This is a genomic window from Rhodanobacter sp. TND4EL1 (genome assembly GCF_054061035.1).
On record NZ_JBSSDT010000001.1, the window covers coordinates 500,237 to 515,501 of the forward strand.

Sequence of the window (15,265 nt, forward strand, 5' to 3'; positions counted from 1 at the left end):
CGTCACACTCAGGCGCCGCAGGAGCCCGCTCGCGGGCGATGCGCCTGGCTCTCGGCGGGCATCAGAGCTGCAGCATCGCCCGCGAGCGGGCTCCTACGGGTCGAGATGCCGCTTTTCGCGGCGCAGGTGCCAACTGCGCAGCACACCGAAAATGCCGATCGCGGCCCAGGCTACTTCCATCACGAACGCCGACAGGTTGAAGCTGCCGAACAGCAGCGACGACAACACGCCGAGCGCACCGAAGATGTTGATCAGCTGATAAGTCAGCCCGTTGCCGTGCAGCTTGTGCGCCTGCAACAGAAGGAACGCCAGCAAGACCAGCGCTACACCGATGAAACCCGCCCAGTCATGCCACATCAGGTTCACCGCTTGGCACTCCGCTGGCGCAACGCCTCGAACAACACCACGCCGGTGGCAACCGACACATTGAGACTTTCCATCGTGCCTGGCATCGGAATCTTGGCCACGAAATCACACAGCTCGCGAGTGAGCCGACGGATGCCCTCGCCTTCGCCGCCCAGCACCAGGGCCACCGGCCCCTTGAAGTCGACACCGTAGACCGTTGTGTCGGTGTCGCCCGCAAGGCCGGTGATCCACACGCCGGCGTCCTTCAGTTCACGCAGCGTGCGGGCCAGGTTGGTCACCGTGATCAGCGGTACCCGATCAGCCCCGCCCGCCGAAGCACGACGCACCACCGGAGTCAGCCCCACCGCGCGATCCTTCGGCACGATCACCGCGGTCACGTTGGCCGCCGCCGCACTGCGCAGGCAGGCGCCGAGATTGTGCGGATCGGTGACGCCATCAAGCACCAGCACCAGCGCGTCGGAGCCATCACGCTCGATCAAGCCAATCAGGTCGTTCTCGTGCACCGCTGGTGCCGCTTCATAACGCGCCACCACACCTTGGTGGCGTGCCTCACCGGCCAACTTGTCCAGCTCATCGCGAGGACGATGCTGCACGATGATTTTCAGCTTCTTCGCCAGTTCGGCCAACTCTTGCACGCGAGGATTGCGCTGACCGTTCTCGATCAGCACTTCGCGCACGCGCTCGGCATCGTTGCTCAATGCACCTTCGACCGGGTTGATCCCGACGATCCAGCTCTCACTCATGACTTGCCTTTCGGTTTGGGTCGGCGCCGCGGACTCTTCTTCGGTGCGGGCGCTTCGGCCGGAGCCTGACCACGTTTGGAAGAAGCCTCCTTGCGCGGACCACGGGAGGACGACGCATCGGCCTTGCGGGCCGGACGCTGCGCGCCGCGTGCCCCTGCCGGCGCACGCGAGGGCGGATTATCGCTCACCGCCGCCTTGCGTGGAGCGGGTGCCGGTGCGGCAACCACGGCATCCTTGCGACCGAATGCACGGCCGATCGCCTTGGCCGCGCGCCCGAACATGCCCGGCGCTTTCGCCGTGGCAGCTGCCTTCTTCGGCAACGAATAGCGCTCGCCGCTGGCCGCATAGTCGTACGCCTTGCGGCTGCCCGTTGGCGGCGTAACCGGCGTGCGCGGCGAGACCAGCCGGAAATCGATCTTGCGATCCTCCAGGCTGGCGCGCAGCACCTGGATGCGCACGTGGTCACCAAGGCGGAATTGCGCACCAGTGCGCTCGCCCTTCAGCAGTTTTCGCGTGGCATCGAAATGGTAGTAATCGTTCGCGAGCTGGCTGATGTGGACCAGACCGGACACCTTCGACTCATCCAGTTCCACGAACAGTCCGAACGAGGTGACGCCGGTGACCACGCCATCGAACTCGCTGCCGATGTGCTTTTCCATCCACGCGCACTTGAAACGCTCGTCCACATCGCGCTCGGCTTCCTCGGCACGACGCTCTCGCTGCGAGCAGTGGATCGCCATCGCCGCCATTTCGGCGGGGGTATAAGTGTAATCGGCCGGCTTGCGCCCGGTCAGCGCAAAGCGGATCGCACGATGCACCAGCAGATCGGGATAACGACGGATCGGCGAGGTGAAGTGCGCGTAGGCCTCAAGCGCCAAGCCGAAATGGCCGCGATTGTCCGGCTGATACGCCGCCATGCTCTGCGAGCGCAGCAACACGTTCTGGATCAGCTCGCGCTCGGGGCGGTCGTGCACCATGCGCAACACCTCGGCGAAATCGCCCGGCGTGACCCGATCCACCGGCGGCATGCTGAGCTTGAACTCGCGCAGGAACTGCTGCAGGTCTTCGTACTTCTCCGCCGGCGGCGGCTCATGCGCGCGGAACAGCGCCGGGATCTTCTTCTTTTCCAGGAACAGCGCCGCCTGCACGTTGGCAGCGATCATGCATTCCTCGATCAACTTGTGCGCATCGTTGCGCTCGGTGGCGCCCATCGACTCCACGCTGCCGGTCTGGTCGAGGCGGAACTTCACTTCCGGCGTCTCGAAGTCGATCGCGCCGCGACGCTTGCGCTGGGCCGCCATCGCCTTGTACAGCGCATGCAGGTTTTCCAGCTGGGGCAACACGTCGGCCACTTCGTGGCGGGCATCCTTCTCGCGCAGGCCGACCGCCTGCCACACCTTGTCGTAGGTCAGGCGCGCATGCGACAGCATCACCGCGTCGTAGAACTTCGACTTGGTCACGTTGCCTTCGGCATCGACCAGCATGTCGCAGACCATGCAGAGCCGCTCGACATTCGGGTTCAGCGAACAGATGCCGTTGGACAGCGTCTCCGGCAGCATCGGCACCACGAAACCGGGGAAGTAGGTGGAGGTGCTGCGATCGTAGGCTTCGCGGTCCAGCGCGTTGCCGACCTGCACGTAATGCGAAACGTCGGCGATCGCCACGATCAGGCGCCAGCCACCACCGCGCTTCGGCTCGGCAAATACCGCGTCATCGAAGTCGCGCGCATCGGCGCCGTCGATGGTCACCAGCGGCAGCTTGCGGATATCGGTGCGACCTTCGCGTTCGGCGGCGGTCACCTCGGCTTCGACCTGCGCCGCATCGCGCAGCACCTCGGCCGGCCACTCGTGCGGCAGGTCGTGGCTGGCGATCGCCATCTCCACCACCAGCGACGGCTGCAGCCGCTCGCCCAGCACCGCGCGGATCTCGCCGACCGGGCCGCGCTGGGCGGTTGGCGGCGCGGTGATCTCGACCACCACGATCTGGCCCGACGTCGCACCCTGTTCGGTGCCCGGCTTGATCATCACGTCATGGTTGAGCCGGCGATCATCCGGCGTCACCAGAGTGACGCCGTCATCGATCACCACGCGCCCGACCAGTCGCGGCGAACGTCGCTCCAGCACTTCGGCGATCGCGCCCTGCTTGCGGCCGCGACGATCGATGCCGACCACGCTGGCCAGCACGCGATCACCGTGCATCACCGCACGCATCTGCTGGGGTGAAAGATAGAGGTCGTCGCCACCCTCGTCCGGGCGCAGGAAGCCATAGCCTTCGGCGTTGGCCAGCACACGGCCGGCGATCAGGTCGAGCTTCTGCGTCGGCGCATAACCGCCGCGACGGCCCAGCAACATCTGGCCATCGCGCACCATCGCCGCGAGGCGCTTGCCCAAGGCTTCGAGATCGGTTTCCTCGTGGATGCCAAGCGCTTCGGCGATGCGCGCTTCGGTCAGCAGTTCGCCGCGCTCTTCAAGCAGGGCGAGAATCGCCTCTCGGCTGGGGATCGGGCGCGCATAACGCTGCGCCTCGCGGTCGGCATGGGGATCACGCACGGCGCCTGCGGCAGCCTTGTGGCGTGGCTTGGCCGTGGCGCCGCTGCGCGGCTTGCGGCTGGCCGGTTTGGTCTGGTCGTTGTTCGACGGGACATTCTGGCCGGGGCCGGAAGGGGATTTTTTTCTGGTCACTAAATTACCTTGGGGTGTGTTCGCGGTGGAGAATGCCACGACGCGATGAAAGGATGTGAAAAAGTGTTGACAAGCTAACGGCAGATGCCTACATTACGCGGCTCACGGAGCAGCAACAGCTGCAACGTGAAACCACTGCCCAGGTGGCGGAATTGGTAGACGCACTAGCTTCAGGTGCTAGCGGGGGCAACTCCGTGGAGGTTCGAGTCCTCTTCTGGGCACCAATTGTAAACGAAGGCCGCCCCCAGGGCGGCTTTCGTCTTTTCAGCGTTTGATAAAAGTCAGGAAGGCTCGCAGCTATGCGGGCCTTCGTCTTTTCCGGGTTTGCGCGGAAAAGTCCGCAAGGGCGGCGGGCAAGTACCCACTTGCCACGACTGATTCGCCCTCGGCAGCATCGCAGGACGGACACTGTTCGCCGGCTTTGTCACGCAACTGCCGGCCCCTTCAGCTCGACCATGTTGCCCTGCGGGTCGTAGAGATAGATCGACGGCCCCTCGCCTTGCGCGCCGTAGCGCGAACCCAGCTCGCCGATGCGCACGCCGTGTGCTTTCAGGTGAGCCAGGATCGCCACCTCGTCGTAGTTCTCCACGCGCAGGCACAGATGATCCATGTTGTGTCCCTGGGCGCCCGGTGCGGCACCACCATGGCGCCCCAGCTTGCTGTCGATGGCGACCAGGTCGATCAGCGAACGACCGGCACGCAGTTGCGCCAGGCCGATCTCGTCCTGGCGGCGCTCCTCGCGACATCCCAGCACATCACAATAGAAGCGCTGCATCGCCGCACTGTCGATGACGCGCAATACCACGTGGTCGATTTCGCCGATCTGAAGCATGCGGACTCCGGGTGGCTGGGGGATCACCGCCGAGCATAGCGCGGGCTGCCGCATGGCTTCCCTGAACCGGATTTCGGCGAGCGGCAGCAGCCCGCTTCCCCCTGTATAATCGCCGCGGTAAACGCATGGTGGGAGAAGCGGACGGCTGGTGAACTGGCCCGTGCCGCTGCCGAAGACGCAACGCCCGTAATCGCTCAGGCTCCCATACCATCATGTGCGAACACTCTGGAGAGAGCGGTTGAATCCGCCGCCGAAGGGGCACGAAGCGCAAGTCTCACGCTTCCAAACTCTCAGGCAAAAGGACAGAGGGGCGCCCGCGTGCGGCACGGCACGTTGTCTGCGGATGCCTTTGTCATGAATACCCCGACCTCCCTGCGCGACCTCGAACACCACGACGCGTTCATCGAACGTCACATTGGTCCGGACGACGCCGAGATCGCCCAGATGCTCCGCGTGATCGGCCACGACTCGCTGGAGTCGATGACCGATGCCATCGTTCCCGGCTCGATCAAGTCCGCCGCCCCGCTGGCCTTGCCAGCGGCGATCTCCGAAGTGGAAGCGCTGGCCAGGATCCGCGCGATCGCGGACAGGAACCAGGTGTTCCGCAGCTTCATCGGCCAAGGCTATTACGGCACCCACACGCCGAACGTCATCCTGCGCAACATCCTGGAGAACCCGGCCTGGTACACGGCCTACACGCCGTACCAGGCGGAAATCTCGCAGGGTCGCATGGAAGCGCTGATCAACTTCCAGACCATGTGCGCCGACCTCACCGGCATGGAAATCGCCAGCGCCTCGCTGCTGGACGAAGCCACCGCGGCCGCCGAGGCGATGACCCTGGCCAAGCGTTCGGCCAAGGCCAGGGGCAACGTGGTCGTGGTGTCCGGCGACGCACACCCGCAGACCATCGAGGTCATGCGCACGCGCGCCGAGCCGCTGGGCCTGACGGTCAAGCTGGCCAATTCCGCCGAGGAGTGGGACGCCGCGATCGCCGCGGACGACTATTTCGCGGCGCTGATCCAGTACCCGGCCAGCAGTGGCTGGCTGATGGACTGGAGCGACGAAGTCGCCAAGATCCACGCCAGGAACGCGCTGGCCATCTTCGCCAGCGACCTGCTGGCGCTGACCCTGCTCAAGTCGCCGGGCGAGATGGGCGCGGACATCGTGATCGGCAATACGCAGCGCTTCGGCGTGCCGTTCGGCTTCGGCGGCCCGCACGCCGCCTTCATGGCCTGCCGCGATGCCTACAAGCGCTCGATGCCGGGCCGCCTGATCGGCGTCTCCATCGACGCCGAGGGCAACAAGGCCTACCGCCTCACCCTGCAGACGCGCGAGCAGCACATCCGCCGCGAGAAAGCCACCAGCAACATCTGCACCGCCCAGGTGCTGCTGGCCGTGATGGCCTCGATGTACGCCGTCTACCACGGTCCGCAGGGCCTGACCCGCATCGCCTCGCGCGTGGCGCGGCTCACCGCGATCCTCAAGGCCGGCCTGCAGCAGCTCGGCTTCACCGCCAGCCACCATGAAACCGCATTCGACACGCTGAGCCTGAAGACCGGCGAGCGCACCGACGCCATCGCGGCGCGCGCCGTGGCGCTGGGCGCCAACCTGCGCAAGGCGTGGGACGACTACCTGTGCATCTCGCTTGACGAAACCACCACGCGCGCCGACATCGAACTGCTGTGGCGCATCTTCGGCGGCGATGAGGCGCTGTTGCCGAGCATCGACGCGCTGGACGCCAGCGCGCCGTCGCTGATCCCGCCGGAGCTGCAGCGCACCTCGGCCTTCCTCACCCATCCGGTGTTCAACACCCACCACAGCGAGCACGAGCTGCTGCGCTACCTGCGCGCGCTGGCCGACAAGGACCTGGCGATGGATCGCACGATGATCCCGCTGGGTTCGTGCACCATGAAACTCAACGCCACGGCCGAGATGATCCCGGTGACCTGGCCCGAGTTCGGCAACATCCATCCGTTCGCCCCCGCCGCGCAGACGCAGGGCTACCAGGAACTGATCGCCGGGCTGGAAGCGCAGCTGGTGGAAATCACCGGTTACGACGCGGTGAGCCTGCAGCCGAACTCCGGCGCGCAGGGCGAGTACGCCGGCCTGCTGGCGATCCGCGCCTGGCACCAGTCGCGCAGCGAAGGCCATCGCGACATCTGCCTGATCCCCGAATCCGCCCACGGCACCAACCCGGCTTCGGCGAATCTGTGCGGCATGAAGGTGGTCGTCACCAAGTGCGACGCCAACGGCAACGTGGACCTGGAAGACATCCGCGTGCAGGCCGAAAAGCATTCGGCCAACCTCGCCGCGATCATGCTCACCTACCCGTCCACCCACGGCGTGTTCGAGGAAGACGTGGTCGCCATCTGCGACATCGTCCACCAGCACGGCGGTCAGGTGTATACCGACGGCGCCAACATGAACGCGCTGGTCGGCGTGGCCAAGCCCGGCAAGTGGGGCTCGGACGTTTCCCACCTCAACCTGCACAAGACCTTCTGCATCCCGCACGGCGGTGGTGGCCCCGGCGTGGGCCCGTGCGCAGTGCGTTCGCACCTGGCGCCGTTCCTGCCGCGCGCGCTCGGCCATGACGGTGCACGCACACAGGGCGTGGGCAACGGCGCGATGGTCAGTGCCGCCACCTTCGGCAGCGCATCGATCCTGCCGATCAGCTGGATGTACATCACCCTGATGGGAACGCAGGGCCTGCGCAAAGCCACCCAGGTAGCCTTGCTCAACGCCAACTACGTGGCCAAGCGGCTGGCGCCGCACTACCCGACCCTGTACACCGGCCGCAACGGCCTGGTCGCGCATGAATGCATCCTCGACCTGCGCCCGCTCAAGGACGCCACCGGCATCGGTGCCGAGGACGTTGCCAAGCGGCTGATCGACTTCGGCTTCCATGCACCGACGCTCAGCTTCCCGGTCTCCGGTACCTTGATGGTGGAGCCGACCGAGAGCGAATCGCGGATCGAGCTGGATCGCTTCATCGACGCGATGATCCAGATCCGCGACGAGATCCGCGCGGTCGAGGAAGGCAAGCTCGATCGCGAGGACAACCCGCTGAAGAACGCCCCGCATACCGCCACCATGGTCAGCGGCAGCGAATGGACCCATGCCTATCCGCGTGAACTGGCCGCCTTCCCGCTGGCCAGCCTGAAGCTGCAGAAATACTGGCCGCCGGTCGCTCGCGTCGACAACGTTTATGGCGACAAGAACATCATGTGTGCGTGCATCCCGGTGGACGCGTACAAGGATGAGGTCGAGGCGTAAGCCGCTCCAGCGGCTTGCGCCGAACGAAAGAAAACGCCCCGCATGCGGGGCGTTTTCTCATCCATGGCAGATACCGACGCGAGGCATCAATGCCCGCGTGCCATGCTCATTTCGAACGACGTGTAGAACGGTGCATGCGGCGGTACGAACAGCGACAGCCCGCCAAGCTTGCGCTCGAAACAAGCCGCAAAATCGGAGTCGCCCTCGCGCCACGTTTTCACCACGTTGCCAACCTCATCCAGTTCCACCACGACGACAAATGGCGGCATGCCGGACGGGGCGGCGGTTCCGGCGCACTGGGGAACGATCCGGTCGATGGCAGCGCGCTGCGTTTTCAGCAAGTCAGCCGACTCGGCCTTCGATACGGCAGCCTCGTCACGATCTGCCCATGCCTTCGCGTCCGCATAGGTCGGGACCGCGGCGAAAGCCGAATGCGCCGCAAAGACGCACGCAGCGAAAAGAATGATCGTGCGCGTCCTGAATTTCATTGGCATGGCTCCTTGATACGTGGGAGTTTCCCGCTACTTGTGGCTTGGCTGGCGATGACGCCGTGGCAGCCCGCTTGCCTGGTCCGCTGAAGCCGCTTGCCCATCGATGAACAAGCGCAGCGCATCGCCCGGTTCGAAAAATGCAGGTGGTAGCCAAACCCAAGCTGATTGTCAGCAAGCGACCTGTCGCCGATTGCCGCGGCGGAATCTGTTCGGCCAGCGCGCGGCCATGAAAATACATCGTCTGCCTGCGGCCGCGCCAATCTTTCCTCGGGCATGCCCCCGACAGCACGAAGGCTCCCGCTCGAGAGCGGAAGCCTTCGTGCTCATACCGTCTGAACTCAGCCGCCGTTCTTCGCCAACCAGGCGTCGATCGCGGGCAAACGCTCCTTCCGTATCATCTGACGGTAGGTGATGTCGGCAATCACCGTGTCCGCCGCGCGCCGCGAACTCTTGGCGATATGCGCATCGGCATAGGCCTTGATCTTGCCGATCATCGCCGGATCATTCGAACTGGCGCCAATGCCGGGGTAATAACGGCTGCTGGAAGTGGAATCAACCAGCTTGTTGATCTCGGGCTGATGCGCCATGGCGAAATCCCATGCCATTTCCGGGTGCTCGTAGCCCACCGTGCGGATCATTCCCGCGCTGTTGGTGGCACCCGGTTCGTCGGTGATGGCCATCGCCAACGCGCGCTTCGCCAGCGCATCGTCCTTGGCCGTCGCCAGCAGCCGATACAGGCCGTCCTTCACCAGGGCCGAGGTCTCGGCCTTGGCCATGGCATGCAGCTTGTCCCAGGTGGCGGCATCGGCGTTCCGCGCCACCACGCTGTAGATCGTGCGGCGCAAGGCCGTCGGTACCGCGCCCGGGTCCTTTTCCGCCGCCGCCACGCGACGCTGCGCTTCCCTGATCACGTCGGTATCGCCCAGATTGGCCAGCACGCCGATCAACTGGGTACGCAGGATCGTGGTCGGATCACCCTCGCCCGCCTTCGCCTCCCAGCCTACGCGTGCGAATACCGGCTTGAGCGCCTTGATGGCGAACGCATCAAAGCGATCCTGTCGTGCCTGGTCGCCGCGATAGTAGAAATGCAGTCCGGAGAAGGTGCCGGCGATATCGGCCCATATCTGCGGATCCGCGTCTGCCGAAGTCTTCTGCGCCAGATCAAGATAGGTCGAGGCAGGCTGCAACCCGGCCATGCCCAACGCCCAGCTTTCACCCATCAGACCCAATTGGTCGATCGGAGCCAGTTTGTTGAATGCCCCCTTGATGGCGGCGAACTCGGCTGGGGTGTACAGCGTGCGGTAGTAGCCGCTCTGTCCGGCATTGACCAGCACCGGGCCGCAACCGGGAACCACCAGCGTGGCCTTGCCATCCACCACGGTGCGCGCTTCCTCGCTGCTGCCGATGCTCTTGGCGATCACCGGCACGTGCCAGCGCAGCGGCGTCTTGTTCGGGCGATCCTTGGTGAACTCACCCTGGGTCAGGGTCAGCGTGGTCTGGCCGTTGCTGCACGCAGACGATGCCACGCGAATCAGCGGGATGCCCGGCTGGAGGGTGAAGTCATGCGCCATCTGGGTGACCGGCTTGCCGGCGGCGGACTGCACGGCTTTCCACAGGTCATCCGACACGGTATTGCCGTAAGCATGCGCCTTGATGTAATTGCGCACGCCCTCACGCCACTTGTCCGATCCCACGTAGACCTCAAGCATGTTGATCACTGCCTGGCCCTTGGAGTACGTGATCGTGTCAAAGGCCTGGCTGGCCTGCTCGACGGTGTCCACGTGCTGTACCACCGGATGGGTGGTAGCCACGGCGTCGCGCGACATCGCTCCCTCGCGGGTACCGACGGCGTCCAGATTCGTGTGCCATTCCGGATGCAGCCGGTCAGTGGTACGCGCCTCCATCCACGAAGCGAAGCCCTCGTTCAGCCACAGGTCGTCCCACCAGCGCATGGTGACCAGGTCACCAAACCACTGGTGCGCCATTTCATGGGCCGCCGTGCTGAAGATGCGCTGCTTGTCGGAGTCGGTCGAAATGGCCGGGTCCATCAGCAGGGAGTATTCGAAGGTGTAGATCGCACCCCAGTTTTCCATCGCGCTGAAGAACTGGCTGCTGCCTGGCGAGGCGATGTTGTCCAGCTTGGGCAGCGGATACGGCACGCCGAAATAGTCGTTGTATTCATGCAGGATGGCCTTGGCCGAGTCCAGCGCAAACTTCGCCTGCCCGGTCTTGCCCTTCTGCGTGATCACGCCGATCTCGGTGCCGTCGGACATGGTGGTGGCACGATCGAATTCACCCAGCCCGAAGAACAGCAGGTAGGTCGACATCTTCGGCGACGGCTGGAACGTCACCTGCGTCATGCCATTGCCCAGATCCTTCTTTGACGCGGCCGGCATGTTGCTCACGGCCATCTCGTCGCTGGGCACGGTCACCGTCAGGTTGAAGGTGGCCTTGTAAGCAGGCTCGTCCCACGACGGGATGAAGCGGCGTGCGTCGGAATTCTCGAACTGCGTGTACAGCGCACGTTTCTTGCCTGCCGCGGTGTCGTAATCGATCGCGAACAGACCGTTGGCCTGGGTGCCGATCTTGCCCGCATAGGTCATGGCCAGCTGATACGGGCCCGGTGGCAAGACATGGTCGAACGTGAAAGTGGCGGTTTGAGCCTTGTCATCAACCGATACCTTGGGTGCGCTAAAGGACATGCGGTTTTTCAGCGACGTCAGGCTGACCTTCGAGAAGGTCATGTCGATTGCATTCAGCGTGATGCTCTTGGTCGGCTTCGCGACATCCAGGCTCACCGTGACTTTGCCATCGAAATTCATGGCTGCCGCGTGCGGCGTGATCGACACTTCGTAGTGACTTGGCATTACACCGCGGGGAAGCTGGGTGGTGGCAAGCTCGGTCGTGTTGATCACTACCGGCGCGGTCGCCAGTGCGGTCAGGGAGGCGCCAGCGAGCGCCAGCGCAATTGCGGAAACCAGATATCGACGCATGACCTTCCTTTATTTGCATGTGGGTCTGGCGCGCAACAGGCACGCCATGGGGATCGGACCGAACGGGCGACAGAATGCACCCTCGACACCTCACCCGCCCATGGTGACGCGCGCCGATTCACCCGGACATGGCCGGAAGTCATGCATGTCGATTCTGGACGCGCCGCACCCGTACGTCTGGGTCGGGATGCGCGATCGATATCCCCACATGGAAAAGCCCCGCGAAGCGGGGCCTTTCCTGCAATCACAAACATGTGTTGATCAGGCGAACGGATCGTCCAGGCTGATGGTATCGTCGCGGTCGGCTCCGGTGGCCACGAGGGCCAGTTTGCAGCCAGACAGCTCTTCCACGGCACGCAGGTAGGCGCGGGCGGCGGGCGGCAGCTTGTTCCAGTCGCGGATGCCGGCGGTGGATTCTTCCCAGCCGGGGAATTCCAGGTAGACCGGCTTGCACTCGTCCCAGCCGTCGGCATCCAGCGGTGCCAGTTCGCGGCGCTTGCCGCGGTATTCGTAGGCGATGCAGACCTTGATGGTGGGCAGGCCGTCGAGCACGTCGAGCTTGGTGATGGCCAGGCCGTTGATGCCGTTGATCTGGGTGGCGCGCTTGAGCGCGACCAGATCGATCCAGCCGCACCGGCGCGGCCGGCCGGTGCTGGCACCGAACTCGTTGCCCTTCTTGCGCAGCAACTCGCCCATCTCGTCGTTGAGCTCGGTCGGGAACGGGCCGCTGCCCACGCGCGTTGCATACGCCTTGCAGATGCCCAGCACGTAGTCGATGTCCTGCGCGCCCACGCCGGTGCCGGCCAAGGCACCGCCCACCGTGGTGTTGCTGGAGGTGACGTAGGGATAGGTGCCGTGATCGATGTCGAGCAGTGCGCCCTGTGCACCCTCGTACAGGATGTTGCCGCCTTCCTTGCGCACGTCGTGCAGGATGGTGGCGACGTCGTCGACCAGCGGGCGGATGTATTCGCCCCAGGCCAGCGCGTCCTTCAGCACGGTGTCGTAGTCGACCGGCTCGGCCTTCAGCCACTGGGTGAGGATGAAGTTGTGGTAGTCGACGGCGGTCTTCAGCAGCGCCGGCAGTTCGTGCGGGTACATCAGGTCGGCCACGCGGATCGAGCGACGGGCGACCTTGTCTTCATAAGCCGGGCCGATGCCGCGGCCGGTGGTGCCGATGGCCTTGCCGCCGGCGGCGATTTCGCGCGCCTTATCCACCGCAATGTGGTACGGCATGATCAGCGGCGTGGCGGGGCTGATCTTCAGGCGCGAGCGGACTTCAACGCCATTGGCCTCGAGCTCGGCGATTTCCTGGATCAGCGCTTCGGGCGACAACACCACGCCGTTGCCGATCAGGCACAGCGCGTCGTCGCGCAGGATGCCCGAGGGGATCAGATGCAGCACGGTCTTCTTGCCCTTGATCACCAGGGTATGACCGGCATTGTGGCCCCCCTGGAAACGCGCCACCGCGCTGACGCGCTCGGTCAGCAGGTCGACGATCTTGCCCTTGCCTTCGTCGCCCCACTGGGCTCCAAGAATGACTACTGACTTGCCCATGTTGCATTGCTCCGGGATGTTTCGATCAGGTTTGCAGGGCCCCATGGGGCCCGCGTATCAATGGAAAACTTGCAAAAGAACCAGTCCTGCCACCATCGCGCCAGCACCGAACAGACGCAAGGTGCGCGGCGGCAGCTTCAACGCTTCGCGCACCATCGCCTGCCAGCCCCGGGGCGCCACGAACAGCAGCAGGCCTTCAATCACCAGCATCAGGCACAACGCTGCGGTCAGCTGGCGCATCGGCTTCGACTCAGCGCTTCTGGCTGGACTGTTCGAAGTAGCGCAGGAACTCGTCGTCAGGTTTCAGGATCATCACGCCCTTGCCGTCTTCGAAGGAATTCCGATACGCCGCCAGACTGCGGTAGAAGCTGAAGAACTCGGGATCCTGACTGTACGCCTGTGCATAGATGGTGGCTGCCTGGGCGTCGCCTTCGCCGCGGATCTTGGCGGCATCACGCTGGGCATCGGCGCGCAGCACCTGGCCCTGGCGATCGGCGTCGGCCTGGATCGTTTCGGCCGACTCCTGGCCGGTGAAGCGCAACTCGTTGGCCAGTTGCAGGCGCTCGGCGCGCATGCGCTTGTAGACCGACTCGCTGACCTCATTGGGCAGATCGATGCGCTTGATCCGCACGTCGACCACGGCGATGCCGAGGTTCTTGCGCGCGGAGGCGTCGGTCTGCGCGCGCACCCGCTCGGTGATGTCCTTGCGGCCACCGGAGATCAGGTCGGGCAAGGTGCGTGCGTTGAACTCGAAGCGCAACGCATCCTTGACGATCGGGGTCAGCCGCTGCGCCGCCTGCAGCTGGTCGCCGCCGGTGGCACGGTAATAGGCGGCATTGTCGGCCACGCGCCACTTCACGTAGAAGTCGACGTTGACGCTCTTTTTCTCGGAGGTGAAATAGCGTTCCGGCGCCGCATCCAGTGACAGGATGCGCTTGTCGAAATTCATCACCTGCTGGATCACCGGCAGCTTGAAATGCAGGCCTGGCTGGTAATCCGTGCGGACGATGCGACCGAACTGCAGCAGCAAGGCGCTATGCCCTTCGCTGACCACGAACATGCTGTTGATGCCCAGCAGGAAAATCAGGATCGCGAGAACAATGGAGCCGATCTTGATCATGGCTGCGCTCCCTTGCTGCTCGCAGCGCCTGTGGCTGGCGCCACCACGGCACCGACCGTACCTGCCTCGGGCGAGGGCTGGGTCGAGCCGCCCTGCAGCGCCGGCAGGTTGATGATGTTGCGGCCACCGGAGCCGTCGATCACCTTCGGGTTCTTTGCCATGACCTGTTCCATCGTTTCCAGCCACAACCGCTTGCGGGTGACTTCAGGAGCTGCCTTGTACTGGGTCAGCAGCAGATCGAAGCGCGCGGTGTCGCCCTGCGCGCGGGCAATGCGCTCGGCCTTGTAGCCGGCGGCTTCGGCCGCAATGCGCGCAGCCTCACCACGGGCCACCGGCACCACCTTGCTGGCGTAGGCCAGGGCGCCGTTCTCGATGCTCTGCTTGTCTTCGCGAGCGTTGTTGACGTCGTCGAAGGCGTCCTTCACTTCGTTCGGAGGTGCCACATTCTGGAAACTGACTTCGGTGACGCGCAAACCGGAATCATAGGTGTCCAGCGTTTGCTGCAGCGCCGCCTGGGCCTGGGCAACCAAACTGGCGCCGGCAGCGGAGAGGATCTGGTCCATGTCGCTGCCACCGATCACCGAACGCACCGCAGCTTCGGCCGCGGCACCAATGGTGCCGTCGGGGTCATTCAGGGAGAACAGGTACTTGCGCGAATCGTCCACCTGATACTGCACGGTAAAATCGATCGTGATGATGTTCTCGTCCTTGGTCAGCATGGCCACCTTGTCGGTGACCGAGCGAATCCGGGTTGCCTCGACTTTGTTGACCGATTCGATCGGCTGCGGCAGCTTCAGATGGAAGCCCGGCGCCAGCGTGCGCGAATACTGGCCAAAGCGCAGCACCACGCCCTGCTGGCGGGCGCCGATGATCGTGTAGCTGCTGAACAACAAGCCGATGACCAGCAAGACCAGCACGCCGGTGAGGAGGCTGCCGGGACCTTGGCCCATCTTGCCGACGCGGTTCCTGGCCTTGTTCAGCAGATCTTCCACAGGCGACTTGCCGCCCTGGCGATTCCTGTTCCACGGATCTTTTTGCCCGTTGTTACCGGGTTCATTCCATGCCACGAGTCAGTCTCCCTTGGGGACGTTCGGAGGCCGGCAACCACGGCCGGAATACGCGTTGCATCGGGTTACACATGAGATTCAGCCGAGGCTGCCGAAGGTGCCGCGCAAGCCATCTTTCACGGCAGCACAAACACCGGACATTCTA

At 64.4% G+C, this 15,265-nt stretch carries 11 protein-coding genes, 1 tRNA gene and 2 riboswitches; of the genes, 2 read left to right on the forward strand and 10 right to left on the reverse strand.

What is annotated here, in order from left to right; all coding sequences use genetic code 11:
* Nucleotides 1-93: 93 nt before the first annotated feature.
* From ACVWWQ_RS02345 to rnr, 3 genes are read right to left on the reverse strand one after another with little or no spacing between them, the layout of a single operon-like run.
* Entirely contained in the window at nucleotides 94-357 is a 264-nt protein-coding gene (locus ACVWWQ_RS02345; protein WP_457383333.1) for a CBU_0592 family membrane protein, read from the reverse strand.
* Nucleotides 358-362: 5 nt separating this feature from the next.
* Nucleotides 363-1,109, reverse strand: coding sequence for a 23S rRNA (guanosine(2251)-2'-O)-methyltransferase RlmB (rlmB, locus tag ACVWWQ_RS02350; RefSeq protein WP_133950258.1), 747 nt, complete (start codon nucleotides 1,107-1,109; stop codon nucleotides 363-365).
* Entirely contained in the window at nucleotides 1,106-3,658 is a 2,553-nt protein-coding gene (gene rnr, locus ACVWWQ_RS02355) for a ribonuclease R (protein WP_133950948.1), read from the reverse strand. Before rnr ends, rlmB begins: the two co-directional genes overlap by 4 nt.
* 269 nt (nucleotides 3,659-3,927) lie before the next feature.
* Between rnr and ACVWWQ_RS02360 the strand changes: the two genes are divergently transcribed.
* Nucleotides 3,928-4,014, forward strand: a tRNA-Leu gene (locus tag ACVWWQ_RS02360).
* A 200-nt stretch (nucleotides 4,015-4,214) separates the two neighbouring features.
* Here the strand turns inward: ACVWWQ_RS02360 and ACVWWQ_RS02365 are convergent.
* Nucleotides 4,215-4,622: a VOC family protein gene (locus tag ACVWWQ_RS02365; protein ID WP_133950256.1), complete on the reverse strand. Its 408-nt coding sequence runs from the start codon at nucleotides 4,620-4,622 to the stop codon at nucleotides 4,215-4,217.
* A 119-nt stretch (nucleotides 4,623-4,741) separates the two neighbouring features.
* Nucleotides 4,742-4,842, forward strand: a riboswitch (glycine riboswitch).
* Between the two features lies 1 nt (nucleotide 4,843).
* Nucleotides 4,844-4,932, forward strand: a riboswitch (glycine riboswitch).
* A 44-nt stretch (nucleotides 4,933-4,976) separates the two neighbouring features.
* Between ACVWWQ_RS02365 and gcvP the strand changes: the two genes are divergently transcribed.
* Complete coding sequence (gcvP, locus tag ACVWWQ_RS02370) at nucleotides 4,977-7,895, forward strand: aminomethyl-transferring glycine dehydrogenase (protein WP_133950254.1); 2,919 nt, start codon at nucleotides 4,977-4,979, stop codon at nucleotides 7,893-7,895.
* Nucleotides 7,896-7,981: 86 nt separating this feature from the next.
* On the opposite strand, the gene ACVWWQ_RS02375 is transcribed toward gcvP, so the two are convergent.
* From ACVWWQ_RS02375 to hflK, 6 genes are all read right to left on the reverse strand, one after another.
* Nucleotides 7,982-8,383 (reverse strand): hypothetical protein, encoded by a 402-nt coding sequence (locus ACVWWQ_RS02375; protein ID WP_133950252.1) that lies wholly within the window; start codon nucleotides 8,381-8,383, stop codon nucleotides 7,982-7,984.
* A gap of 341 nt (nucleotides 8,384-8,724) precedes the next feature.
* The gene (locus ACVWWQ_RS02380) at nucleotides 8,725-11,379 is read right to left on the reverse strand and encodes a M1 family metallopeptidase (RefSeq protein WP_133950250.1); all 2,655 of its coding nucleotides are present in this window, start codon (nucleotides 11,377-11,379) and stop codon (nucleotides 8,725-8,727) included.
* A 261-nt stretch (nucleotides 11,380-11,640) separates the two neighbouring features.
* Entirely contained in the window at nucleotides 11,641-12,933 is a 1,293-nt protein-coding gene (locus tag ACVWWQ_RS02385) for an adenylosuccinate synthase (RefSeq protein WP_099652078.1), read from the reverse strand.
* A gap of 57 nt (nucleotides 12,934-12,990) precedes the next feature.
* Complete coding sequence (locus tag ACVWWQ_RS02390; RefSeq protein WP_099652077.1) at nucleotides 12,991-13,173, reverse strand: DUF2065 domain-containing protein; 183 nt, start codon at nucleotides 13,171-13,173, stop codon at nucleotides 12,991-12,993.
* A gap of 10 nt (nucleotides 13,174-13,183) precedes the next feature.
* Nucleotides 13,184-14,053 (reverse strand): protease modulator HflC, encoded by an 870-nt coding sequence (gene hflC / locus ACVWWQ_RS02395; protein ID WP_099652076.1) that lies wholly within the window; start codon nucleotides 14,051-14,053, stop codon nucleotides 13,184-13,186.
* On the reverse strand, nucleotides 14,050-15,120 hold the full coding sequence (hflK, locus tag ACVWWQ_RS02400) for an FtsH protease activity modulator HflK (RefSeq protein WP_099652075.1): 1,071 nt from the start codon (nucleotides 15,118-15,120) through the stop codon (nucleotides 14,050-14,052). Before hflK ends, hflC begins: the two co-directional genes overlap by 4 nt.
* Nucleotides 15,121-15,265 lie beyond the last annotated feature (145 nt).